Below are 24604 nucleotides of genomic sequence, written 5' to 3'. Positions count from 1 at the left end.
TAATGAAAACACACCAATGAGCTGAATGGTTACAAAGCCATTCCGGAAATTCCCGATACCGAGTAAGCCTGTGTTAGCAGGTTATTGAGCTTTTTTACGTAAGTAAAATTGAAATCAAGGTGGGAACACGTGAAGACGTCCTTGCAAACTAGTTTAGTAGTTTGTGAGGGCGTCTTTGTGTTATATGGCATTAGGAGATAAAGATGAATGAAAAAATATTGGCAGCTGGTTCACGAGATGAATTCGGAGAAAAATTACAACAAAAACAAAAGGTTTCACAAATTATAACCAACATTTTAAATGATGATGGATTTACCCCAATTAACACCCCACTAATAGAACGTGAGAGTACATTTGAAAAATATCAAAATAAAAATGTCTTTCGTTTATTTGATCAGGTTGGAGAAAACTTAGTTTTACGCCCAGATTTAACATTACCAATTGCTAGATTTTTATCAGCAAATCGTCAGCAAAATAGTATGTCAAAGTTATATTACATTGGTGATGTGTTTAGACGTACAGATAATTTATCAGGAGATTATAATCAAGAAACACAGGCTGGTGTTGAACTAATTGGTGATTCTAGCTTTGAGGCTGAAATACAGGCTTTGGATACAATGTTAAAGTTTGCACAAGAATTTGGCATTGTTGATGTTCAAGTTGTTCTTAGTGATGCGCGATTTATCGATGTTGTCTTAGAAAACCTACAATTAGATCAAGATCTGCGTCAAAGTATGAAGCAAGCAATTGAGCAAAAAAATGTTTCTGAATTTGAAAAATTACGTGCGACAATTCCCGATTTCCCTGAAGGTTTAGCTGGATGGCCATTAGCATTTGGAGAAGATGGTGAAACTGTCATGTGGCAACTGCAAGAGATACCCGCTGTTAATGACATCATTGACGGTTGGTTAAAGCTTGCTGAACATACGCATGCGCATTATCCGGCAGTTGCAGTAACAGTTGATTTGGCAGCAGCATCACCACAACCATACTATACTGGAACAATTATTCGAGGTTTTGTACCTAGCTTGGGTCGATATTTATTCAGTGGTGGACGTTATGATCGCTTACTAGAAAATTTCCAAAATAAATCTTTACCTGCCATTGGTATGGGGCTTAATATTGAAACCATCTTAGCGGACTGGCGACGAAAACCTGAAGAAATGCAGCCAAAGGAACCAATTGTAATGGTACTCGGTAAGGGCCGTGTTGAAAAAGATGTCCGCCCTTTATTAAAAAAATCTGGTGTAGATACCTCATTATTAGACAATCCAGCACGAAAATTAATTTTTGATAGTGCAGATGGCAAATATCGATTTATTTTGGTAAAGCCAAGTGATGTGGTGAAATATCTTGATCGTGGGATTGGTGATGTTGGAATTGTTGGTTCCGATACGATTGCTGAACAAGTTCAAAATCATTACGATGTCCTTAATTTACAAACTGGAAAAGCAGAGTTTGTTGTTGCTGCACCTGAAGGATTTGATCTTGATACGCCTCAGCGTAAACGAATTGCAACAAAGTATCCTAAGGTTGCTACAGAGTATTTTAGGAAACGTGGAGAGGATGTTGAACTCATTAAACTGGAAGGCTCCGTCGAACTGGGACCGTTGACTGGTTTATCAGATGCCATTATTGATATTACACAAACAGGTAATACATTACGTGATAATCTTCTGCAAGTTTATGATGCTGTGGGTCCAGTAGCAACACATATGCTAGTTCGTGCAGGGGCATTATTGAAATACCAATTAGAACTTACGAAAGTCATTAATAACCTTGTTAATATTTTGAAAGAAGAAAAAGAATGAACATTATTAAGAATGAAAAATTAGAAGAAATAAAAGCACGTATTCGTCAACAAACTGAAAAAACAGTAGACCCTCAAGTTGAAGCACGCGTTGCTGACATTATCAAAAATGTTCGTGCTAATGGGGACACTGCTCTGAAAGAATATGGAGAGCAATTTGATGGCGTTAGTCTGGATGAATTAAAAGTAACAGATGAACAAATACAAGAAGCATTTGATCAGGTTGATCCAGATGTTATTAAAGCATTGGAAAAAGCTGCTCGCAATATTCGAAGCTTTCACAAATTAGAAGTTGGTGAATCATTTGAGGATAGCCCTAGTAATGGGATCATTCGAGGGACAAAAGTAACGCCTTTATCTGCTGTTGGAATTTACGTACCTGGTGGTACTGCTGCGTACCCTTCATCAGTTCTGATGAATGCTATTCCGGCTAAAATCGCTGGAGTTGAAAACATCATTATGGTGACACCACCGCAAAAAAATGGGTTAAATCAAGCAGTGTTAGCAGCTGCAAAAATAGCTGGTGTTGATTGTATTTATCAAGTTGGGGGAGCACAGGCGATTGCAGCACTAGCATATGGTACTGAATCAATTCCGCAAGTTGATAAAATTACTGGTCCGGGGAATGCTTATGTCGCTACTGCTAAACGTGATGTCTATGGACAAGTAGATATTGATATGATTGCAGGACCATCTGAGATTGGTATTTTAGCTGATGATTCAGCCAGAGCAAAAGATGTAGCAGCAGATTTGTTATCACAAGCAGAACATGATGTAAATGCACGGGCAATTTTGATTACGAATTCTGAAACACTAGCAAACGAAGTATCTGAAGAGGTTGAAGAGCAATTGAAAATTTTACCTCGTGAAGCCATCGCTCGTAAGGCAATTAAAAACAATGGATTTATTTATTTGGTTGATACAGTTGATTTGATGATTGATTTGATGAATGCTGTAGCACCAGAACATTTGGAAATACAACTAGAAAATGCCTATAACTATATTGCTAAGATTAAAAATGCTGGATCAGTATTTTTAGGTAAATATGCTTCTGAGCCCCTCGGTGATTATTTAGCAGGCCCAAATCACATTTTACCAACAGGGGGTACCGCAAGATTTAGTTCCCCCCTTGGTGTTTGGGATTTCCAAAAACGTATACAATATTTGCAATATTCTGCTGAAGCCTTAGCAGCTGATGCATTAGACGTTACTGTTTTAGCACGTGAAGAGGGCTTAGAAGCTCATGCCAGAGCAATGGAAAGTAGAGAAAAATAATAATGTCGAGAATAGCAACTATTAAACGAGATACTTTTGAAACACAAATTGAATTAACCTTAAATATTGATGAACAAACCCCAATTAAGGTTGATACTGGTATTGGCTATATCGATCATATGCTAACTTTATTTGCTAAACATGGACGTTTTGGGTTACAGGTCGATGTGAAAGGTGATTTACAGGTTGATAGTCACCATACGACTGAAGATGTCGGTATCGTATTGGGAGAAGCTTTCGCGCAAGCTCTCGGTGATAAAGTTGGTATCGAACGATATGGTGCACAATTTGTACCTATGGATGAAACTTTAGCAAGGGCAGTGGTTGATTTGTCTGGTAGATCTTATTTAGTCTTGAAAGCTGAACTTAATACTCCGACATTAGGTGCATTTGAAACAGAAGTTGTGGAAGACTTCTGGCAAGGTTTTGCCGATCAGGCTAAGGCCAATGTTCATATTGAAGTTTTGTATGGACGAAATACGCACCATAAAATTGAGAGTATGTTTAAGGCAGTTGGTCGTGCAATGCGTCAAGCAGTTACAGTCAATCCAGAAATTAAAGGGGTTAATTCAACAAAAGGACTGATTTAATTTACATGAATCATCAAAAATAAAGGAGAGCGATATGGCAATTATTATCGTAGATTATGGTGCGGGTAATATAAGAAATGTCATGAAGGCAATTGAATACACCGGATTAGATGCTAAAGTGTCTCAAAATCCTATTGAAATTGCAGAAGCTGACGGGGTCGTCGTACCAGGGGTCGGTGCTTTTGCTTCAGCCATGACAAAGTTAAGAGAGCGTGGGTTAGTTGAGCCGATACAACAGTTTTCCAAAACTGGCAAACCATTACTGGGTGTTTGCCTAGGCATGCAATTGCTTTTCGATTCATCAACTGAATTTGGTGAAACCACAGGATTAGGTCTTATACCAGGGCAGGTAGTTGAATTACCTAAACAAAAAAATTATAAAGTACCACAAATGGGTTGGAATAAAAACAAAGTCAGTCAAGTAAATCCAATCACACGTACGATTAATGATAAGTATACCTATTTCGTCCACAGTTATTATGCCCTGACTGACCCAAAGTATATTGCGGCAACTGTTAATTATGGAAAAATTGATGTACCAAGTGTTGTCATTAACAACAATGTAATTGGTGCACAATTTCATCCGGAAAAATCTGGACAAGATGGTTTGAAAATCTGGCAAAATTTCAAAGAAATGGTAGAAAGTGTATGATTTTTCCCGCAATTGATTTACTTCATGGACAATCTGTTCGTCTTTATCAAGGTGACTATCAAAAAGAAACAACGATTAACCCAGATCCACTAAATCAAGCACAACAAATCGAAAAAATAGGGCTAAAGCATTTGCACTTAGTTGATTTAGATGGCGCTAAAGCAGGAGAACCTATAAATTTATCTGTTATTCAGTCTTTACGAGAAAAAACAGAGCTTTTTATCGAACTAGGAGGGGGTATTCGAACTATTGAGCAAGTTGATCAGTATATAAAAATGGGAATCAATCGTGTTATCATTGGTTCGGCGGCACTAACACATCCAGAATTAGTTCAAACAGCTGTAAAAAATTACGGATCCGATAAAATTGTTGTTGGTGTTGATGGCCGTAACGAAAAGGTTGCGACACAGGGATGGTTAGAAAATTCTGATACAAATTTTGATGATGTTATTGAAGCAATGTTGTCAGTTGGTGTCATTAATTTTGTTGTGACAGATATTGCACGAGATGGAACACTCTCAGGACCCAATGTCGAATTGCTTTCACGGTTACAAAAAAAATTTCAAGAAAGTAATATTATAGCAAGTGGTGGCATAGCAAATATTCAAAATGTTAAGAGACTCCAAACAAGTGGTATTAAAGATATTATTGTTGGTCGTGCGCTCTATGATGGGGATGTCACGCTATCCCAACTAAAGGAGGTAGATGGATGACATTAGCGAAACGTATTGTTCCGGCACTAGATATTAAGAACGGTAAAGTAGTTAAAGGTGTTAATTTTATCAACCTGCGTGAAGTAGGGGATCCTGTCGAATCAGCAAAAGCATATCAAGCATCTGGCGCTGATGAAATAGTCTTTTTAGATATCACAGCAACTTTAGAAGAGCGTGACACCATCATGTCTGTTGTTGACGCAGTATCCAAAGAAGTTTTTATTCCATTAACTGTTGGTGGTGGCATCAGAACAACCGAGGATATGTCTCGATTAATCAAGGCTGGTGCTGATAAAGTATTTGTGAACTCAGAAGCAGTGAAAAATCCAGATTTGATTACGAGTGGTGCAAAGATATTTGGATCGCAGGCTATTGTTGGTGCTATCGATGCTAAATGGGATAATACAGCAGGAATATATCGTGTATACGTTGCGGGTGGCTCTAAACCAACGGCATTGGATGCCGTAGAGTGGGCTTCTGAACTAGTATCTCGTGGTGTTGGAGAATTACTTGTAACAAGTATGGATGCCGATGGTACTAAAAAAGGATATGACATTCAACTTTATAGTCAATTGGCCGAAGCTGTTGACGTGCCGATAGTAGCTTCTGGTGGCGCCGGAGCAATAAAAGATTTTACTGAATTATTTGAACAAACCAACATTGATGCTGCACTTGCAGCTTCTGTTTTCCATTTTGGAGAAATCAAAATACCTGACTTAAAAAAAGTATTAAAATCAGAAGGAGCCGAGATACGCATATGATTGGAACAGAACCAAATTTTGACAAAAAAAGCCAAAATGGCATGATTCCAGCCGTGATAGTTGATGCCGAAACACAAGCATTTCTGATGTTGGGTTATATGAATAAAGAAAGTTATGAGCTTACGAAGAGCACAGGAGAAACTTGGTTCTGGTCTCGGGAGCGACATGAACTGTGGCATAAAGGAGAAACTTCTGGTAATATCCAACGGGTAATTAGTATGACTTTGGATTGTGATTTAGATACGTTACTTATTCATGTTAGACCGGCTGGACCTGCATGTCATACCAATGCATATTCATGTTTTTTTAACACTATAACTGGTGAAGGGTTAACAGACGCCAATCAAGCCAAAATCAAAAATAAATGGACTGATGGCTATTTTCCAAAAGAATAAAAGATTATACTAATTAAAGGAGAAAAAATGGTACAACAAACAATCGAAGAACTTTACATACAAGTTCTTGAGCGTAAGAAAAATCCTCAAGAGGGTTCTTATACCAATTATTTGTATCAAAAAGGGTTAGACAAAATCCTGAAAAAGGTTGGTGAAGAGAGTACAGAAGTTATTCTTGGTGCTAAAAATAATAAAGAAGAATTAATTTATGAAGCATCTGATTTACTATTTCATTTGATGGTGTTATTGGTAGAAAAAGGTGTGACTTTTAATGATATTAAAGATGAATTAGGGTCACGTTTAGGGCAAAAATCATTATTACATGAACGTAAAGATTGGCGAGGAGAATAGAAATAATGAAAGATACAGTGAAATCGTTGTCAGCATATCAGGCAGAACTACCAGTGAAAGTTATCAAAGAAAAGTATGGGTTAAAACATGTATCTCGTTTATCTGCTAATGAGTCCGTTTACGGACCGTCACCAAAAGTTGCACAAGCAGTTCGCGAAGTATCAGATGATATCTTAGGATACTATCCGGATGGACAAGCAACATCACTGCGTGAAGCGGTTGCAACATTAAATCAGGTTAATCCTGATAACCTAATTTTTGGTGCAGGAGCTGATGAATTAATAGAACTTCTGACTCGTGTAGTGTTGGAGCCAGGGGCAAATGTTATCGTTCCAAGTCCTACATTTGGTGAATATGCTATGCATGCTCAAATTGAACAGGCGACAACAAAAAAAGTGCCTGTTGATGAAGACAACGGACACGTTAATTTTGAAGAAATGTTGAAGGCCATTGATGACAAAACGGCGATGGTTTGGATTGCTAACCCTAATAATCCAACAGGTGTTTTTGAAACAACTGATGCTATCCAAAATTTTCTAGATAAATTACCCCAAAATGTTATTTTGGTTGTGGATGAAGCCTATTATGATTTTGTTGACAAACCCAATGCTACTGTTGCACCGCTTGTATCAAAATATGATAACCTTGTAGTTTTGCGTACTTTATCAAAAGCGTACGGTTTGGCTAATTTACGAGTTGGGTATGGTATTATGCAGGAGCCATTATTCACTGCGATGCAAGCTGTCCGTTTGCCGTATAATTTGTCGACATATCAGATTGCTGGTGGTACAGCAGCGGTATTAGATCAAGAATATTTGCAAAAAAATGTAGCCAAATTTCAGTTAGAACGCAAAAAATTTCAAGATTTCTTACGTGATAATAATTTTAAATTTTATGAATCACAAGCTAACTTTATTTGGATAAAAGTGGGTGAAACGAAAAAAGTAGGGCAGTCATTGTTAGAACAAGGATTCCAAGTTAATGATCGCCTAAACTCGGATTGGATTCGTATAGCGCTGGGTACACCGGAAGATAATGCTGAATTAAAGCTTGCTTTTTTGAAAGCAACGAATTATAAATAATAAAGTTTTATTGTATAGTTGTTTTACGATTGTAAGACAACTTTTTATTATGGCTATTTTTTTCTGTTGTTAACAATTCTTTAAAATGCCAGTCTTCTTGATGATAAGCTTGTTCCCAAAATTGCCATTCTAATTCACAGCTTTTTAGAAAAAACTGCATTGCTTGTTGACGTTGCTGAGGAGTGGCGTTTTCTGCTAAACGGTCTATCCATTGAAACACACTATTTGATAAGGAACCTTCAGATTCATTTGCTGACTTAGCATAAAAATCAATCCAGCTTTTAAAGGGATTGTTTTTGTGATTAGCATGTTCTTTTGTTTGCTTTTGAGCAATTTCACTATATGTCCAGGGGCAAGGTTGAAAAGCAGCTAAGATGTTAAGCAATGATCCAGTATCTGCAGCACGATACATATGTGATTCATACAAATATGCTTTTGGTGCGGGCGTTGCATGTTGTAATGTTTCATATGCAACATCTGCTATATCACAAAAAACGTGATGTGGATGAATTTCACTATTTAAAATGAAATTAATTGAATTGGCAAAAAATTTCATTTCTTCTCGGTCTTTTAATTTTGTAATCGCGTTGGCATAGATTTTTATAAATTCACTAAGGTATTGAAAATCTTGTTCCACGTAAAAAATTAAAGCCTCTCGTGGTACGTAACCTGTTGCGATACCACGAACAAATGGATGCTCGTGAATAGCAGTCATAATTGGTTGTGCTTGAGCACGTAATTCTTCTGAAAATAACATAATATCTCCTAGTAATTTGTTTAATCATCAACAAAAATGCTCTTTCTTGCATAGGCAAAAAAGAGCATTCTTCATTAAAAAGAATACCACTTTCCTACGCTAGTGTTGACTAGATCAGGTTCGAAGGGATTGATGTTAGACATCATCTCAGCCAAGAGGCACCCCTAGTGGACAATATATAATAATTTTGATGAAGTAAGCATAGCACTTCAACGAAATAATTGCAACTAGATAAAAAATAATAATCCGCATCTTGCATTTTTAAAATTAATAGGCTATACTCTTTCTCGTAGTTAAATATTTTATCTGGGGTACCGTAAGGTTGAGATAATACCCATTGAACCTGTCAGGTTAAGACCTGCGAAGGAAGATAACTTAGATTAAGACGTCTTTTAGATGCCATCAATCACTAGTTTCTTTTGTGGTTGGTGGCTTTTTTAGGCACTTATTACTAAAAGGTATTTTATCGAAACATACACCCTCAAAAAAGAGGAGAACATGTTTATGGAACAAGTAGAAATTTCATCAAGATCAAAGAGTAAATGGTCATTACGTGAAGTTATACTAATGGCGTTAATAGGTATTGCTTTTGGTGTTATTTATTTTATTATGGATCCGGTGTATACAGCTTTGGATGCTGTATTAGTACCACTTGGGTTACATCAATATACAATTGCAATCACAATTGGTCCTTGGATGATGGCGGCGCCTCTTTCTAGTTATTTATTGAGACGAGTGGGTGCTGGTTTAATTGGTGAGTTGCTTGGCGCTACAGGAGAAGCTCTTTTGGGAGGATATTGGGGCGTAGCTACTTTAATTTCGGGATTTATTCAAGGCATTGGCTCAGAGCTAGGTTTTACATTGACAGGTTATAAAAATTGGAAGACAGGTTTGATTTTGTCAACCTTTACTGGAACTGTTATGACTTTTGTATGGTCGCTGTTTCATGATGGTTATTTACAGTTTGGATTTGGTATGTTATTTGGTCTATTTATTGTACGTTGGATTTCTATTGCTTTTTTTGCTGGCGTACTAGTCTATTGGATTGTTAACTTATTAGAAAAATCTAAACTATTAAAAATGGAACAATAAGGTTCATAAAAATTATGACAACTTTAAAAACTGACCATTTAAATATCAAAATTAATGAGCAATTAATCCTAAAAGATATTAGTTTAGCTATACGGCCTGGACAATTTATTTTATTAGTTGGTGAATCAGGTTGTGGAAAATCTACCTTGATGACTGCTTTGGCAGGATTATATCCTAAATATGGTGGTGAGTTGTCACAAACAGTTTTATTAGATAAGCAAAATATTGCAAACATCAAAGCTAATTTCCGAGCAAAAAAAGTAGCTATGCTATTTCAACATCCAGACCAACAATTTGCAATGGATCGTGTAGAAGATGAATTAATTTTTTCACTCGAAAATCTATCATTATCCAAGCAAGATATTGATATACGAATTAATGAAGCCTTACGTGCAGTAGGTATTGAATCATTACGTTACAGTGAATTAGCGTATTTATCAGGGGGAGAATTACAAAAAGTAGCTTTGGCTGAAACATTGGCTATGGGTGCCGAAATTATTTTATTAGATGAACCATTTGCAGCCGTTGACCCCATACATCGGCAAGAATTACAGTTATTGTTGAAAAAATTAGCTGATCAGGGTCATGGTATTCTAGTTGCTGACCATGATACAAGTGATTATCGAACGCTAATTACGGATGTGTTTTGTATAAAAAATAAGACACTGCATCAAATAGAAACACATGAATTTGACACCATGTTTAATCAACATAGCGTGCAGAAGTTGCTTACTAACAAACCAATTGAAGAATTAGCGTTTAGCATGGCAGATGTGACAATAAAAAATGGTGACATGTTTATTTTGAAAAAAAGCTATTTTAAATGGGCCAAACAAAAAGTAACTTTAATTACTGGTCCAAATGGTATTGGTAAATCAAGTCTGCTGTTAACTTTTGCACGATTACATGTTTTTGAAGGAGAATTATTGTACCAAAAACAGTCCATTAATAAATTATCTTTAAAAAAATATGCACGATTAGTAGGTCTAGTCTTTCAAAATGCAATGAATCAATTTTTGAACATTAATGTAAGAGAAGAGATTGAACAAGCTCAACAACAGAGCCGTTATCCAGAATATTGGACTGAAACTAAAGTAACTAAAAGTATTCAACGACTCAATCTGACAGGATTATCAGAACATAGTGTATACGAGTTATCTGGTGGACAACAAAAAAAGTTACAACTATTGCTTATGATGATTATTTCGCCAGAAACCTTATTATTAGATGAGCCATTAGCTGGATTAGATAAAAAATCTGTTCAAATTGTTATGTCGATTATTAAAGAAGTAATCAATGACTTAAATCAAACTGTTATCATGATTTCACATCAAACTGATGGTATTGCAAAATATGTCGACTATCATGTTCATTTCAGCCAAAACGGTTTAACATATGAGGAGACAATTTCATAAATGAATGAAACACAAAAGTTGTTATTAGTATTGCTTATCTCAATAGAAATAGCTTTTACACAATCTGTATATCTTAATTTACTCTTGATTTTGATTAGTATTATAATTTTAATCATTTCAAAAAGTTCGATAAAAAGCTTTGTGCGTTTGATACTTGTCTGCATTTTACCAACCATTGGGTCTTTCACTTCATTTTATTTTTTTGGTACAGGTGAAGCGGTTCAACGAATTCATTTTGCATCTGTTATGACTACTCGTGTTGTTGCCTATGTTTTTATGGGTGCTGCTTTTATGGCCAACATGATCTTGTACAAATTATTACGTTCTTTAGAGCAAAATGTCAAAATGTCAGCAACATTTGTTTATGGTATATTAGGTGCGCTTAATTTTATCCCTAAAATTATCAAGGCCATAAGAACAATTCGTGCAGTAGGTTTAATGCGAGGAGAGGTATTGTATTTTTGGTCACCAAAACTTTATTTTAAAGCAATTACTCAAGCATTGGTGTGGTCCAATAACTTAGCCATGGCTATGACCTCTCATGGATTTGAAGAGGGTGAGCGTAGAAGTTACCATGAGCAGTTTCCAACAAAATTAAGTGGATGGATCATAATTTTGGTAATTATGTTATTTATACAATATTGTTTATTTGTCGCTAAACTTTGGTGAGATAAGTATGATAAACTGTTGTTATGGAACTAAAACAAGCTGATTTACTCTTTATAAAAAATGGACACAGTGAGCTGGATGATGGAATAGCTCAATCTACAGGTGATTTTGTACATGTTGCTATTGTTTCTGATGAAGGGCATGTGATTCACGCAACTCCTCAAACAGGTGTTTGTGAGCAGCGTTTACAATCATTTTTGGATAAAAATAAGTGTGCCGATGTATATCGGGCAGACATCAAAAATCGATCCTTAGTAGTTCAGCATGCTAGAAAACACTTAGGCAAGCCATACAATTTTTCATTTCGACCTAATACAGATGGACTTTATTGTTCACAATTAGTTCTAGAATCCTTTAGGGGAGTTGTAGTGTTTAATGAACAACCAATGTGTTTTGGTGATCAGGAGAAGGAAATTTCTGATTTTTGGGCAACCTATTATCACAAATTAGGAGAAAGTGTACCTTTAAATGTTTTGGGTACTAATCCTAACGATATGATTAAAAATCCTCGTCTACATTTTATTGGTACCATAAAGTAAAATTGAAATATATAAATAAAAGCCCTAAAATTAGTAGATTGCTTCTGCTAATTTTAGGGCTTTTATTGTTGAATTTGAATATAAGAAATATTTTTTGATATCTATGCTTTAAAATAAGTGTTGTTCACGTAAAAAGTAAATATTTCTCTACGACTCACGTTAAGTGTAGCAACTCTTTTAAAGCGTCATCAGTTGATATTAGGGGTCTACCAAGATATTTCGTCATATTATCAGCTTGTACAGCTAAATCACCACTTCTGATAATTTCTTGTGAACTGACATATATATTAGCTACCTCTTTAGGAAGATCGGCAAAATCTTGTAAATATTTTGAAGCAGCATTATTATCACTACTAATAATTTCTATCTTTTTACCAGAAAATCTTTCTAAAGCTTCAAACAACTGTTGATAGGTAATTAAGCTACCACCGACTTCTAAAACATTAGGAAAGGAAAACTGTCCTGAAATAGCTCTAGCAGCTACTTCAGCAAATTCTCGTCTTAATTGCCAACCAGCTTGACCATTTCCACCAGCATGAACTACTTTTCCAGTAATAAGTGCTGTGTCAAGGAGCGTTTTTTCATTTTCTAAATACCAATTATTTCGCAAAAAAGTATGATCAATGCCCGTATTCAAAATAAGATTTTCTGTATAGGCGTGATCCTCGGATAAAGGGCTGTTTGCTTTAGTCGCTTTGGCAAAACTAGTATAAGCAATGTACGAAACACCAGCTTTTTGAGCTGCATCAATAACGTTTTTGTGTTGTTCTTGGCGATGATCAATTTCACTACTGGAAATTAGTAGTAATCGATTTACACCCTCAAAAGCCTGTTCTAACAGAGTAGGATCATCGTAAGTTGCAATTTTTACGTTAAATCCTGATTTTAACAGTTTTTGAGACTTATCGTTATTACGTGCTAAACCATAAATTTCTTTTTGAGGTATTATATTTTTTAAATGATTTAATACCATATTACCTAAACCACCAGTGGCACCGGTTACTAAAACAGTCATAATATAATCAATCCTTTCTTGAATCCTTGTCTTGTCAGCTGTATAATTTTATTATACAGCTATAGTGTACGCTTATTAAAGACCTATAGTCAAGAAAAATAAAGACGAAGGATTTGATACAGTGAGAAATTCAACACAGCTTAGTGACGCAATCCATATTATGACTTACATTGCCATTTATCATGAACAGAAAAATCTATCAAGTACTACAATTGCAGAGAGTGTGCAAGTTACCTCAGCAAGAGTACGTTCAATAATGAGTGCCTTAAAAAAATCTAACTTAATTCAAACGACGAACGGGCAAGCAAAGCCAGTTTTGATGAAGTCCTTGGAAGAGATTTCATTTTATGATATTTATGCTAGTTTAAAAATGAATGCTGATACACTGTTTAAAGTGGATCAAGAGACAGAAAAACAGTGTATTGTTGGTGGGAATATTCAAGAGGTTTTGACAGACGAGTACCAACAACTTCAAGAATTGATTGAACATAAAATGCGAGAAGTTACTTTAGCAACAACAGTAAAAAAAATTGTTTCTTTGGCTCAACAAAAAGGCCAGTTACTAAAAAATAGTGAGAATTTTTTTAATTGAGGAGTTTTATTAAACAAATATATTCTAAGTTAACTTATTTTTAAAATTAAGAGAATAGATATAGAAAAAACCTTGTATTAACAAGGCTTTTTTGATTATTAAATTTGTGAAGTATATTTTTAATAAAACCACGTGTCGTAAATAGTAATAGGTTCATGTCGCTTTTGTTGTGTTGATAAATACATGCTTTCTATTCTTTCGGCATCTTTAACAGGTACAATTTTACCTTCTAAATAATCATCAATCGTATCATAGGTTACACCTAGTGCTACTTCATCTGGCAATTGCGGATGATCATCTTCTAGGTCTGCTGTAGGGGTCTTATCGTAGAGATGTTTTGGTGCTTTTAACGTGGATAACATTTGTCGTCCTTGACGTTTATTCAAGCGCCAAAGTGGATTAATATCTGTACCACCATCACCATATTTTGTAAAAAAGCCTGCAATAGCTTCTGATGCGTGATCAGTGCCAATTACCGCACTATTATGTTCACGTGCTACAGCATATTGGGCTATCATACGCATTTTTGGTTTAATAGAGCCACGACTCATATCATCTACTTTGAGCCCCCCCATTCTTAAATCCTGTACCATAGCATCTGTTGTATCTTTGATGTTTGTTGTAATAGTTAAATCAGGGTGAATAAAATCAAGTGCTGCTTGTGCATCCTCTTCATCTTTTTGCTCACCATAAGGTTGTCTAATGGCAACAAATTCATATTTTTGGTTGATTTCATCACGTAATTCTGCAATAGCTAGTTGCCCAATTTTGCCGGCTAACGTTGAATCTTGACCACCACTAACGGCTATCACGAGACCTGTATAAATGCTGTGTGTCAAATATTGCTTTAAAAAATCGATTGAACGTCTAATTTCTAATAGTGGATCAATAAGAGGTTGAACATGAAGCTCTGCAATTATTTTTGCTTGTAAAGGTCTCATTTAGATATCTCCTGAATTTTATTTCTAATTTCATGAATTAGTTTTATTTTAGCATCATAGAGCTTTTGAGATAAATCAACTGGATATGTTTCTGGGTTAAGAATACGTTTATATTCATCCCACAAGTTATCTAACGATTGTTTAGCATACTGTTTAATGGACAAAATGTCAGGTAAATCATAAATTAATTCACCATGAACAAAAATATCGTGTAATATTGGCTGTGCATTAAAGTTTTTAATGTTTTTTGAGATAACAGGGTGGTTAGGGTCAAACATGTGTAACGTTTCAAGATTATTAGGATTTTCGTCGTTAAAGGTTAAATAATCACCTTCAGATTTACCATCTTGACTATCAGTTATACGCCAAATCTGTTTTTTACCAGGGGTTGAAATCTTTTCGACATTATTGGATAACTTAATTGTATCATGGCCATTATTGCTGACCATTTTATATACTGCTCCTAGAGCAGGTTGATCGTAGGCAGTGATTAGCTTTGTGCCAATACCCCACACATTAATTTTCGCACCTTGAATTTTTAAGTTTAAAATTGTGTTTTCATCTAAATCATTTGAAGCGTAGATTTTAGCATTTAAAAATCCAGCTTCATCAAGCATTATGCGAACTTTTTTTGAAAGATAAGCCATATCACCCGAGTCAATACGGACACCTTGAAAATTAATTTTGTCGCCAAACTCTTTTGCAACCTTAATTGCGTTTGGCACACCAGATTTTAACGTATCAAAAGTATCTACTAAAAAGACGACATCCTTATGTGTAGATGCATAGGCATAGAAAGCATCATAATCGTTTCCGTATGCTTGAACCAGTGCATGAGCGTGAGTTCCTGAAATTGGAATATTAAATAGCTTGCCAGCACGGACATTTGACGTAGCATCGAAACCACCTATAAAAGCTGCACGAGTACCCCATAACGCAGCATCTAATTCTTGCGCACGTCTCGTACCAAATTCTAATAAGGGTTCACCATTTGTTACGCTAGCAATTCGAGCTGCTTTGGTGGCGATTAATGTTTGAAAGTTGATAATATTTAGAAGTAAGGTTTCTAACAGTTGTGCATCAACAAGTGGCCCTTCAACTTGTAAAATTGGTTCATTATTGAACATCACTTCACCTTCGTAGGCTGAACGAATAGTTGCGGTGAGACGCCAATTTTTAAGGTATGTTAGAAAATCTTTATCATATAGGTCTAAGGAGTGTAGATAATCAATATCATCGTTACTAAATTTTAAATGAGTTAAAATTTTCACAATACGCTCTAAACCGCTAAAAATAACATAACCGTTGTTGAAAGGCATCTTTCGAAAGTATGATTCAAATACAACAGGTGTTTGATCAATTCCTTGTTTCCAATAGGTGTAAATCATATTAATTTGGTACGCGTCAGTATGAAGTACCAGTGAGTCATCAGAATACATATTAAAGTCCTCTGAGTTTATTATATCAATAAATTGATATGTGAATTAATTTTATAATAACTTAATCGTTTGAATACTAATGAACAAGGGCTTTTTGAATCCAGAGACACTCTTTGTCCTACTATTATATAAAAAATAGTTGTAACATTTAAATTATAGCAATTAAAAAATAGCGCTGGAGGAAGTAGTTTGTTAATGAACAATACGATTAAACTAATTAGTTTACCCAATTTAACAGTAATTAAGCATAGTGGTGAGGGGACGCAATTTTACGCGTATAAAATTAATTTTATTTTAGAAAAACTCAATTTAACAGAAGATATTATTGATGCTATTAACCAAGATTTATATCGATCTTTGGCATCTCAAGCAAGTGTAACAACAATTGAAATTCGTAATTTATTGCTCTCACTACTCAAAAATTATGAGCAATTTGATGCCGTTAATGCATATAATTTATATCATGTAGCCGACGAGCAAAACTTTTCTGATGCTTCTAACGTTCAAAAAAGAATAGAAAAACTATTTTCACAAGACGAAGACGTTGTTCATGAAAATGCTAATAAGGACAGTCGAGTATTCAATACACAACGCGACTTGGAAGCGGGGGCTGCCAGTCGAGCGTTAGGCTTACAAATGTTACCGCCATTAGTTGCTAAGGCGCATTTACGTGGTGATATCCATTGGCATGATTTAGATTACTCACCCGTAACACCAGCAACGAACTGTTGTTTAATTGATTTTGATAATTTACTAACAAATGGTTATAAGATAGGAAATGCATGGGTTGATTCACCTCATTCTATTCAAACGGCTACTGCACAAATGGCACAAATTATCGCCAATGTAGCTTCTTCACAATATGGTGGTTGTTCCGCTAACCGTATTGACCAATTGTTGGCACCGTATGCACAGATGAATTATGACAAACATATTGTTGAAGCAGAAAAATGGGTAGTTGCTGATCAACGTGTTGCTTATGCTGAAGAAAAGACTCGTAAAGATATTTATGATGCCATGCAAGCTTTGGAATATGAAATTAATACATTATATTCATCACAAGGACAGACACCATTTACTACTGTTAATTTTGGTTTAGGAACTAGTTGGATCGAAAGGGAGATCCAAAAGGCAATTTTAAAGATAAGAATCAAGGGATTAGGAAAAGAAAAACGTACAGCTATCTTTCCAAAGTTGATTTTTACTTTAAAAAAGGGACTAAACTTTGCATCTTATGACCCAAATTACGATATCAAACAGTTGGCACTTGAATGTTCTACAAAACGGATGTATCCTGATTTGTTAATGTATGACAAGATTGTCGAATTAACTGGTAGTTTCAAAACACCAATGGGTTGTCGATCATTTCTACAAGGATGGAAAGATGAGAATGGTGTAGAAGTTAACTCAGGACGTATGAATTTAGGCGTTGTTTCAGTTAATTTGCCACGCATTTCTTTATTTTCTGAAGGAAATGTGGCGTTATTTTGGGAAATTTTTGACGAAAAAATGGCTTTATGTCACGATGCCTTAGCATATCGTATTGAACGAACTAAAGAAGCAGTTCCTGAAAATGCACCATTGCTATATATGTATGGTGCATTTGGGAAAAGATTAAAGGCTACAGATAGTGTTGATGAAGTATTCAAGAATGGTCGAGCAACAATTTCATTGGGATATGTTGGGCTGTATGAGACTTGTTTGGCTTTCTTTGGCCCTAATTGGGAAAATAATCCAGAGGCACATGCTTTTGCTGAAGAAATCGTTAAAAAAATGCATGATTATTGTCAAGATTGGGAAGCAGAGAGTGGCTATCACTATAGTTTGTATTCAACACCCGCTGAGTCACTAACAGACACATTTTGTCATCTTGATAAACAGAAGTTTGGGGATATCCCTAACATTACTGATAAAGAATATTATACGAATAGTTTTCATTATGATGTTAGAAAGCATCCTACGCCATTTGACAAAATAAGCTTTGAAGAGGTATTTCCAAAATATGCAGCGGGTGGTTTTATCCATTATTGTGAATATCCTAATTTGAAGCAAAATCCACAGGCACTAGAAGCTGTTTGGAATTGGGCTTACGACCATGTTGGATATTTAGGTACGAACACATGTATTGATAAGTGTTTTAAATGTGGTTTTGCTGGTGAATTCAAAGCAACTGCTCGTGGATTTACGTGTCCTGAATGTGGCAACCATGATCCAGCATTTTGTGATGTTGTTAAGAGAACATGCGGTTATCTAGGAAATCCTCAGCAACGACCAATGGTTCATGGTCGACATATTGAAATAATTTCACGTCAAAAGAATTTAACTAAGGAGATGATTGAAAATGTCGCGACCTTTGCGAAAACCAAACAATCCGATGCCCAAAGAATGGACCGCGCAGAAGTATAGTCAAAATTATATTGCTGATTATAAGGCTTTTAACTTTGTTGATGGCGAGGGTGTACGCTGTAGTTTGTATGTGAGTGGTTGCATGTTTCTCTGCCCAGGTTGTTATAATGTTGCAGCTCAAAATTTTCATTTTGGACAGCCTTATACACAAGAATTAGAAGACCAAATTATTGAAGATTTAAGTCAGGACTATGTGCAGGGACTAACTTTATTAGGGGGAGAACCTTTCTTAAATACTGATGTTTGTTTGAAGTTATGTCGTCGAATTCGCAAAGAATTTGGTCATTCAAAAGATATATGGTCCTGGACTGGATATACATGGGATGAACTGCAGCAAGAGACCTATGATAAAATGAGACTATTATCATTAATTGATATACTAGTTGATGGACGTTTTTTGGAAGAAGAAAAAGATTTAACATTACAGTTTAGAGGTAGTGCTAATCAAAGGATTATTGATGTACCTAAGTCATTAGCAGCTGATAAGGTTGTGATTTGGGATAAATTAGTAAGGTAATTGATATAACTAAAAAGACCTATTATTCATGAAATGAATAATAGGTCTTTTTAGTGACATAAATTTTATTGAACAAGAGATGTTAATAAGTTAACTACCTTTTTGTAGCAGTTTACACCCTAATTTAGCATGACATTAAAAGAAATGTATCGCAGAATACAATTATATGAAGATAAATGGTATTTGTTAAACGATATTTGATTCTGTTTTAATATAACACAATCTAAACATTGTAATTCATTAAATATACTATGTCAAGGATTTTTAAAGAAATTTGGGGAAGTACATGAGAGAACTAATTAAAAGAAGTTTTTGTTCTATAATAATTATTTTTATATATGAAATTGGTACACATATTATACTTCCAGGTTATCTTGTTCAGGCATATCAATCTCCTGATTTTATGGAATCAATTAGTTTAGTTACCGGTGGCAATTTATCGAGATTATCCTTTTTTGCATTGGGATTAGGTCCTTATATGTCAGGTATGATTTTTTGGCGGGTGATTCAATCATTAAATAAAGATAGGTTCAGTAAAATTAATGATGACACTATTTATTATATGAAGGCTACTTTGATTTTATTGATTGCTATGATTCAATCATTGGGATTATCGGTTAGTATGAAAAATAATATCACGTTTTTTTCTAATACCGAACTGAATATAACTTTAGCTACTTTTGTTTTTACGACTGGCGCTATGTTTACAATGTGGTTAGTTGATTTGAATATGGAAGTAGGCATAGGTGGGCCGAGTTTATTGATTTTAATTGGTATATTGAGCAGACTACCAAAGATTACATGGTCATTTATTCAAGAAACTTTGATAAATCATCCGACAATGAATTCGGTCATTAGTTTTGTAGTTGTCATTATAGGAATTGTTTTGATTATTAGTGTTATTTCATTTGTATTAGGATCTGAATTTCGAATTCCAGTTACTCGTATTATGATTCGCAATGAATTAGCAGTGCCCACCTATATTCCAATCAAGTTGTTACCCGCTAATGCTATGCCATATATGTTTGGTTTGACATTTATGGCTTTGCCTCAACTTGTCATTCCTTTATTAAAAAATTGGACACCGTTTTTACAAGGAGAGGATGTCACTAATTTAACGTCACTTAAGACGGTAAGTAGTATTTGTCTTTATTTAATTATTTTAATTATCTTGGGTTATGGATTTGCTTTTGTCAATGTAAACCCAAGTGAAATTAGTGAAGATTTACTTAAAAATGGTGACTATATTGTTGATGTACTACCCGGCGATGATACGCGTGAATATATAACTCATAAATTAATGGATATGGCGACAGTTGGTAATGTGGTGACAATGTTGCTATTAGGAATTCCTTTATTTATGAGTCTTAGGTGGGAACAACTTAGTTCATTTTCATATCTTTTTGGAAGTTTATTAATTTTGAACACAACCATCGTGTCGATTACTGATCAATGTCGAGCTTTGATTGAAAAGAATCATTATCCAAGTATATTAGCCAATAAATTTTAGTAATTTAATTGATAAGGAGACAGAAATTTGATTTATTTTATACCAAGTTGGCAATCGTTATCTGATGGACCAACAGATTTTGATGATATTGTTCATCAACTTAAAATGTTTCAAAAAAATAATATTAAGGTAGAAATCATTTTACCGACTTATTTACCAAGTATTCGCTATCAACTAAATAGACAAGGATTGACTAACATTAGATACTGGTCAGTATTCGAATATTTACAAAATATAAAGAATAATATTGGATTACCTTTAAAAGCAGATAGCCTTAAATTTCCTGATCAAGCTCAGTTTATTTATACTCCGATTTGTTTAATTGTTTTGTATCAAAAAAGTGTGTTTGCAAAGGTCTATTATTCTAAATTTGGTGGTGTAAGCCATGTTGATTATTTTGTTAATGATATGGTTAACAAGCAAAATTTTTATGATGACCGAGGTATATTATCAAGTGTAATAGCTTACGATTCTACTGGAAAACAAATTTATATGAATTATTTTGATGACTATCAAAATATAAAAATACATCATGATTTATTAACTCATCAGGTTGAATTAGAATTTGAAGGGGAAAATTATATTTATGGGAGTATTGAAGAATTAGTCATATCTTACATCGAACAACATTTAAAGGACGTAAGAGGAAACCATACGATTATTTTGTCTGCTTGTTTAGAAAATAATTATCTAACGAACCTTAGTCACTTGAATAATCGTATTATTGTATCTTTTTCAAACCAACGATTTAAATTTGAAAACAAAGAGCTTCTCAATAAATTCTTGAGTATGGCAGATATTTTAATTGCTGACACAAAATTTTCTCAACGTGAATTAGAAAAAGAATGTCAATCAAAACATAGAAATCTTACGATTCATGAATTACCACCATTTGATGCCAATTTGAAACTAGGAGAAAGCCAATCAATGAGGCAACAAGTTATCTATTGGTATGTAGATAACAGTCTTGCAGGTATTTTGCCAACAGCTATTCAGAAACTTACTCACAGATTAATTACACACAAAAAAAATTCAATTGTAATCGCTTCAAAAAGTAGCCTCCAAATAAGAGACATTAGCAATAAAATATTTGATTATGTTAAGGAATTTTATCAAGTCAATGAAGAATCTGTTATTTATCAAATGGCTTGGCAAGCACTTAACGATGATAGTGAAAATAGATTACATGATAATGAATTAAATCAATTTTCAGAAATCAAAGAATATCAAGATGCTACTAAGGCAATTGAAGTAATGCAACATGTAGAAAAACAAGTTATTACCTTTGAAAAAGACATTAATATTGGACTTAGTAGTGCCAGAGTAATTTTAGATTTGAATAATAAGCCTGATACTTTTTTACAAATTAGTGGTATAAGTGCAGGTTTACCACAAATAAATATGAAAGAATCCTCATATATTGTGGATAGAAAAAATGGGTTAATTTTAAAAACGATTAACCAACTAGATGAAGCAATTGAATATTATTTGGATACATTAAATTATTGGAATGAATCGTTAGTTTATAACATTGAGCAAATAGAAAAATATTCAAATAAAAATAATGTTCAACGTTGGATTGATCTTGTGAGGAGTAATAACGAACATGATTAAAATAATAAACGTAGATGAGGAAAATATATTTGAAAATAGCTCTAATGATCAGATTTCATTTCAATTTATGTCTTGGAAGCAATTGGACACAGCGTTAAATAATAATAACAAGAATTTATCATTTTCAGGCGAAGAAGAAAAGGAATCTATGTTTCCTGATTATATTTTGCTTAGCCAAATAAATCAAAATGATGTTCTAACAGAAAATATTGTTAACAAATTATTAAAGAAGCATTGGCCAATTCAATTATTATATGATATTTCTGTTACTAAAAATCAAGAATTACTGAGTATATTGAATGAAAATAGGGCAATCAAAGTTGACTTGAGTGATATTAATTATTTCCTAGAAGAAGCTCAAAAATATTTGTTTAATGGTCAAGAGGGATCAAAACTTTCTGTTGGTAATACGCTAATGAGGCGACACCAGGAAAATCAATTAAATATATTGGGACATGTAAATACTGTTTTTGAAGGAATTTGGGGTCAACAGTTCAAACAAATATATACTTGGCGATATAATTATATTTTTCAAGAAAATAAAGTTATTGAATTGTGGTTAGAGTATGAAAGCGAACAAGAAGTTGAAATTATTTTGAACATTACGCGTATTAGTAGTGATGGTCAAAATATTATCCAAACAACTTCTTTAAGTGAAACAGATTTACAAAATCCATATGTGATTACAAGTTTTAATCCGGGAGAATATTTATCGGCTTCAGTTTCAGCTAGGGGGAAAGGGCAAGTTAAACTTGGTCAGCTTCATATTAGACGTTCAAGGAAAGCGTTAGGAACTTTTTTTGTTGGTGGAAAACGAATTGTGAGTGAAAACCGTCAAGAATTAATGACTTATTTTCATCCTGGTGATAGAAAACCACCATTAAATGTTTATTTTTCAGGATATAGATCTGCTGAGGGATTCGAAGGAAACTTTATGATGAGAGATTTATCAGCTCCGTATTTGTTAGTCACAGATCCTCGTCTTGAGGGAGGAAGCTTTTACATGGGAAAACGAGATATTGGAGAGAACCTTATTCAAACAATTAAATCGACACTAAAGGAGTTAGATTTTACAGAAAGTCAATTAGTTTTATCGGGTTTATCCATGGGAACATTTGGAGCATTGTATTATGCAGCTGATTTACAACCGCACGCAGTAATTATTGGAAAGCCGCTTGTTAATATAGGAGATGTAGCTTATCACGAACATACTATTCGACCCAACATGTTCCCGACAGCGCTTGATATGCTTCTTAATATTGCTGGTGAATCAAACGTAATTAAAAAAGAAAACGTAAATAATCGATTTTGGAATAAATTTACGCACGGAAATTATCAGAATACTAAGTTTTGCATAGCCTTTATGCGCAATGATGACTATGATCCGATGGCTTTTAAGAATATACAAAAATTTTGTGATCAAAAAGGGATTCCTTTATTATCAAAGGGATTTGTTGGCCGTCATAATGATAATAGTTATGCCATCAATAGCTGGTTTATTAAACAGTATAAGAATATTCTTCAATATGATTTTGGAAGGGCTGGTACTGTGGAATGACTTCAGAAATATTTCTCGAAAATAGCTTTATATTTCAAGTTCTATGGGATTCTAATAATAGTAAAACATATACTTACGGAGCCACAATAAATATTATCGAGAACTTAATACATTATCGTAATCCTATGATGGCACAAGCAGTAAAAATTCATACGTGGTACTCGGAGACTAGTTTTTCTGAATTTCGTTTTTCACCTACTTTGCCTCTTTTAAAAGGCGGGCATCGTTATGCTTTATATTCGAAATACCAAGCATATCCTGAAAATTCTATATTTATACAGGTTGACTTTTATGATATTTATGGCACGAAAATAGACAGCATTATTAATCAAAATCGCACTATATTTTTTAACTTTCCTGAAGAGGCAACTAATTATCAAATCAGTTTAGTTAATTCATCTAATGAAAAAATAATTTTTGAACAATTATTAATTTTTGAATCAGATACAGAAAATACAACTTATTATTTTGATACAAATAATAAGCTTGTTCTACCTACTGCATATAGAACAAATCATGAACATCAAAAAGTTACTTTTAATGATTATAGAAATCAACTAGTTACTTTGCCATTTAATATAGCATCTCAACATATAATAGCGATTGGAGATCCTTTTTTAAATTTTTGTCAAATTGAAAATATTTTAGAAAATAACGATTATCAATCATTGGCAAATATTAATCAATTTATTCATTCACTAGATACAAACATTATATTTGTTGGGCAACATATATTTGATAGTGCTTTAGCCATATTAATTAGTAGTCAAATTACTGGTTCTAAAATTGAAATAAAACGTACATTTGAAACAGCATTAAAAAGTTCAAAACTATTAAGTCGTAAATCTGAAAATCAATTATTAGATATGTTAGTTCAAAAAAATTCTCAGTAATTTAATAATTAACATTTC

General features: G+C 34.1%; 24 protein-coding genes and 2 riboswitches. Of the genes, 20 read left to right on the top strand and 4 right to left on the bottom strand.

The window, feature by feature from the left end:
- Positions 1-203 precede the first annotated feature (203 nt).
- From hisG to hisC, 9 genes are read left to right on the top strand one after another with little or no spacing between them, the layout of a single operon-like run.
- Positions 204-1811, top strand: a complete 1608-nt coding sequence (gene hisG / locus ESZ47_RS08115) for an ATP phosphoribosyltransferase (protein ID WP_148606447.1) — start codon at positions 204-206, stop codon at positions 1809-1811.
- On the top strand, positions 1808-3085 hold the full coding sequence (gene hisD, locus ESZ47_RS08110) for a histidinol dehydrogenase (RefSeq protein ID WP_148606445.1): 1278 nt from the start codon (positions 1808-1810) through the stop codon (positions 3083-3085). Before hisG ends, hisD begins: the two co-directional genes overlap by 4 nt.
- A gap of 2 nt (positions 3086-3087) precedes the next feature.
- Positions 3088-3675, top strand: coding sequence for an imidazoleglycerol-phosphate dehydratase HisB (gene hisB / locus ESZ47_RS08105; RefSeq protein ID WP_148606443.1), 588 nt, complete (start codon positions 3088-3090; stop codon positions 3673-3675).
- A gap of 34 nt (positions 3676-3709) precedes the next feature.
- Positions 3710-4327: an imidazole glycerol phosphate synthase subunit HisH gene (gene hisH / locus ESZ47_RS08100; RefSeq protein WP_148606441.1), complete on the top strand. Its 618-nt coding sequence runs from the start codon at positions 3710-3712 to the stop codon at positions 4325-4327.
- Positions 4324-5040: a 1-(5-phosphoribosyl)-5-[(5-phosphoribosylamino)methylideneamino]imidazole-4-carboxamide isomerase gene (hisA, locus tag ESZ47_RS08095; protein WP_148606439.1), complete on the top strand. Its 717-nt coding sequence runs from the start codon at positions 4324-4326 to the stop codon at positions 5038-5040. Before hisH ends, hisA begins: the two co-directional genes overlap by 4 nt.
- Positions 5037-5801 (top strand): imidazole glycerol phosphate synthase subunit HisF, encoded by a 765-nt coding sequence (gene hisF, locus ESZ47_RS08090; protein WP_148606437.1) that lies wholly within the window; start codon positions 5037-5039, stop codon positions 5799-5801. Before hisA ends, hisF begins: the two co-directional genes overlap by 4 nt.
- On the top strand, positions 5798-6196 hold the full coding sequence (gene hisI, locus ESZ47_RS09445; protein ID WP_148606435.1) for a phosphoribosyl-AMP cyclohydrolase: 399 nt from the start codon (positions 5798-5800) through the stop codon (positions 6194-6196). Before hisF ends, hisI begins: the two co-directional genes overlap by 4 nt.
- 27 nt (positions 6197-6223) lie before the next feature.
- Positions 6224-6547: a phosphoribosyl-ATP diphosphatase gene (hisE, locus tag ESZ47_RS09440; protein WP_148606433.1), complete on the top strand. Its 324-nt coding sequence runs from the start codon at positions 6224-6226 to the stop codon at positions 6545-6547.
- A 5-nt stretch (positions 6548-6552) separates the two neighbouring features.
- Positions 6553-7629, top strand: coding sequence for a histidinol-phosphate transaminase (hisC, locus tag ESZ47_RS08075; protein ID WP_148606431.1), 1077 nt, complete (start codon positions 6553-6555; stop codon positions 7627-7629).
- A 7-nt stretch (positions 7630-7636) separates the two neighbouring features.
- Here hisC and tenA read toward each other — a convergent pair whose 3' ends face one another.
- Positions 7637-8386, bottom strand: coding sequence for a thiaminase II (gene tenA / locus ESZ47_RS08070; RefSeq protein WP_148606429.1), 750 nt, complete (start codon positions 8384-8386; stop codon positions 7637-7639).
- Positions 8387-8460: 74 nt separating this feature from the next.
- Positions 8461-8562, bottom strand: a riboswitch (TPP riboswitch).
- Positions 8563-8683: 121 nt separating this feature from the next.
- Positions 8684-8772: riboswitch (TPP riboswitch) on the top strand.
- Between the two features lie 118 nt (positions 8773-8890).
- Here tenA and ESZ47_RS08065 point away from each other — a divergent pair.
- The 4 genes from ESZ47_RS08065 to ESZ47_RS08050 are packed head-to-tail and all read left to right on the top strand — an operon-like array spanning position 8891 to position 12101.
- Entirely contained in the window at positions 8891-9478 is a 588-nt protein-coding gene (locus tag ESZ47_RS08065; protein ID WP_148606427.1) for an ECF transporter S component, read from the top strand.
- 14 nt (positions 9479-9492) lie between these two features.
- Positions 9493-10893 (top strand): ATP-binding cassette domain-containing protein, encoded by a 1401-nt coding sequence (locus tag ESZ47_RS08060; RefSeq protein WP_148606425.1) that lies wholly within the window; start codon positions 9493-9495, stop codon positions 10891-10893.
- Positions 10894-11562: an energy-coupling factor transporter transmembrane component T family protein gene (locus tag ESZ47_RS08055; protein WP_148606423.1), complete on the top strand. Its 669-nt coding sequence runs from the start codon at positions 10894-10896 to the stop codon at positions 11560-11562.
- Positions 11563-11585: 23 nt separating this feature from the next.
- Positions 11586-12101 carry a YiiX/YebB-like N1pC/P60 family cysteine hydrolase gene (locus ESZ47_RS08050; protein ID WP_148606421.1) on the top strand — a complete coding sequence of 172 codons (516 nt, stop codon included), beginning with the start codon at positions 11586-11588 and terminating at the stop codon, positions 12099-12101.
- A gap of 154 nt (positions 12102-12255) precedes the next feature.
- Here ESZ47_RS08050 and ESZ47_RS08045 read toward each other — a convergent pair whose 3' ends face one another.
- Positions 12256-13116: an NmrA family NAD(P)-binding protein gene (locus ESZ47_RS08045; RefSeq protein WP_148606419.1), complete on the bottom strand. Its 861-nt coding sequence runs from the start codon at positions 13114-13116 to the stop codon at positions 12256-12258.
- A 121-nt stretch (positions 13117-13237) separates the two neighbouring features.
- Between ESZ47_RS08045 and ESZ47_RS08040 the strand changes: the two genes are divergently transcribed.
- Positions 13238-13708, top strand: a complete 471-nt coding sequence (locus tag ESZ47_RS08040; protein WP_148606417.1) for an Rrf2 family transcriptional regulator — start codon at positions 13238-13240, stop codon at positions 13706-13708.
- A gap of 119 nt (positions 13709-13827) precedes the next feature.
- Here ESZ47_RS08040 and nadE read toward each other — a convergent pair whose 3' ends face one another.
- Both nadE and ESZ47_RS08030 read right to left on the bottom strand, forming a co-directional pair.
- Positions 13828-14649: an ammonia-dependent NAD(+) synthetase gene (gene nadE, locus ESZ47_RS08035; RefSeq protein ID WP_148606415.1), complete on the bottom strand. Its 822-nt coding sequence runs from the start codon at positions 14647-14649 to the stop codon at positions 13828-13830.
- Complete coding sequence (locus ESZ47_RS08030) at positions 14646-16088, bottom strand: nicotinate phosphoribosyltransferase (protein ID WP_148606413.1); 1443 nt, start codon at positions 16086-16088, stop codon at positions 14646-14648. The genes nadE and ESZ47_RS08030 overlap by 4 nt, the downstream gene beginning before the upstream one ends.
- A 195-nt stretch (positions 16089-16283) precedes the next feature.
- Between ESZ47_RS08030 and nrdD the strand changes: the two genes are divergently transcribed.
- The 6 genes from nrdD to asp3 all read left to right on the top strand — a co-directional run bounded on the left by nrdD (position 16284) and on the right by asp3 (position 24586).
- The gene (nrdD, locus tag ESZ47_RS08025; protein ID WP_148606411.1) at positions 16284-18494 is read left to right on the top strand and encodes an anaerobic ribonucleoside-triphosphate reductase; all 2211 of its coding nucleotides are present in this window, start codon (positions 16284-16286) and stop codon (positions 18492-18494) included.
- Positions 18430-19011 carry an anaerobic ribonucleoside-triphosphate reductase activating protein gene (nrdG, locus tag ESZ47_RS08020; protein WP_148606409.1) on the top strand — a complete coding sequence of 194 codons (582 nt, stop codon included), beginning with the start codon at positions 18430-18432 and terminating at the stop codon, positions 19009-19011. The genes nrdD and nrdG overlap by 65 nt, the downstream gene beginning before the upstream one ends.
- 286 nt (positions 19012-19297) lie before the next feature.
- Positions 19298-20521, top strand: coding sequence for an accessory Sec system protein translocase subunit SecY2 (secY2, locus tag ESZ47_RS08015; protein ID WP_148606407.1), 1224 nt, complete (start codon positions 19298-19300; stop codon positions 20519-20521).
- Between the two features lie 27 nt (positions 20522-20548).
- On the top strand, positions 20549-22135 hold the full coding sequence (gene asp1 / locus ESZ47_RS08010) for an accessory Sec system protein Asp1 (RefSeq protein WP_148606405.1): 1587 nt from the start codon (positions 20549-20551) through the stop codon (positions 22133-22135).
- On the top strand, positions 22128-23693 hold the full coding sequence (gene asp2, locus ESZ47_RS08005) for an accessory Sec system protein Asp2 (protein WP_148606403.1): 1566 nt from the start codon (positions 22128-22130) through the stop codon (positions 23691-23693). The genes asp1 and asp2 overlap by 8 nt, the downstream gene beginning before the upstream one ends.
- Positions 23690-24586 (top strand): accessory Sec system protein Asp3, encoded by an 897-nt coding sequence (gene asp3 / locus ESZ47_RS08000; RefSeq protein ID WP_148606401.1) that lies wholly within the window; start codon positions 23690-23692, stop codon positions 24584-24586. The genes asp2 and asp3 overlap by 4 nt, the downstream gene beginning before the upstream one ends.
- Positions 24587-24604 lie beyond the last annotated feature (18 nt).

Source organism: Leuconostoc litchii, assembly GCF_008107645.1.
GTDB lineage: Bacteria > Bacillota > Bacilli > Lactobacillales > Lactobacillaceae > Leuconostoc > Leuconostoc litchii.
The sequence above is the reverse complement of the archived record's forward strand: the minus strand, read 5'-3'. Positions and strand labels throughout refer to the sequence as shown.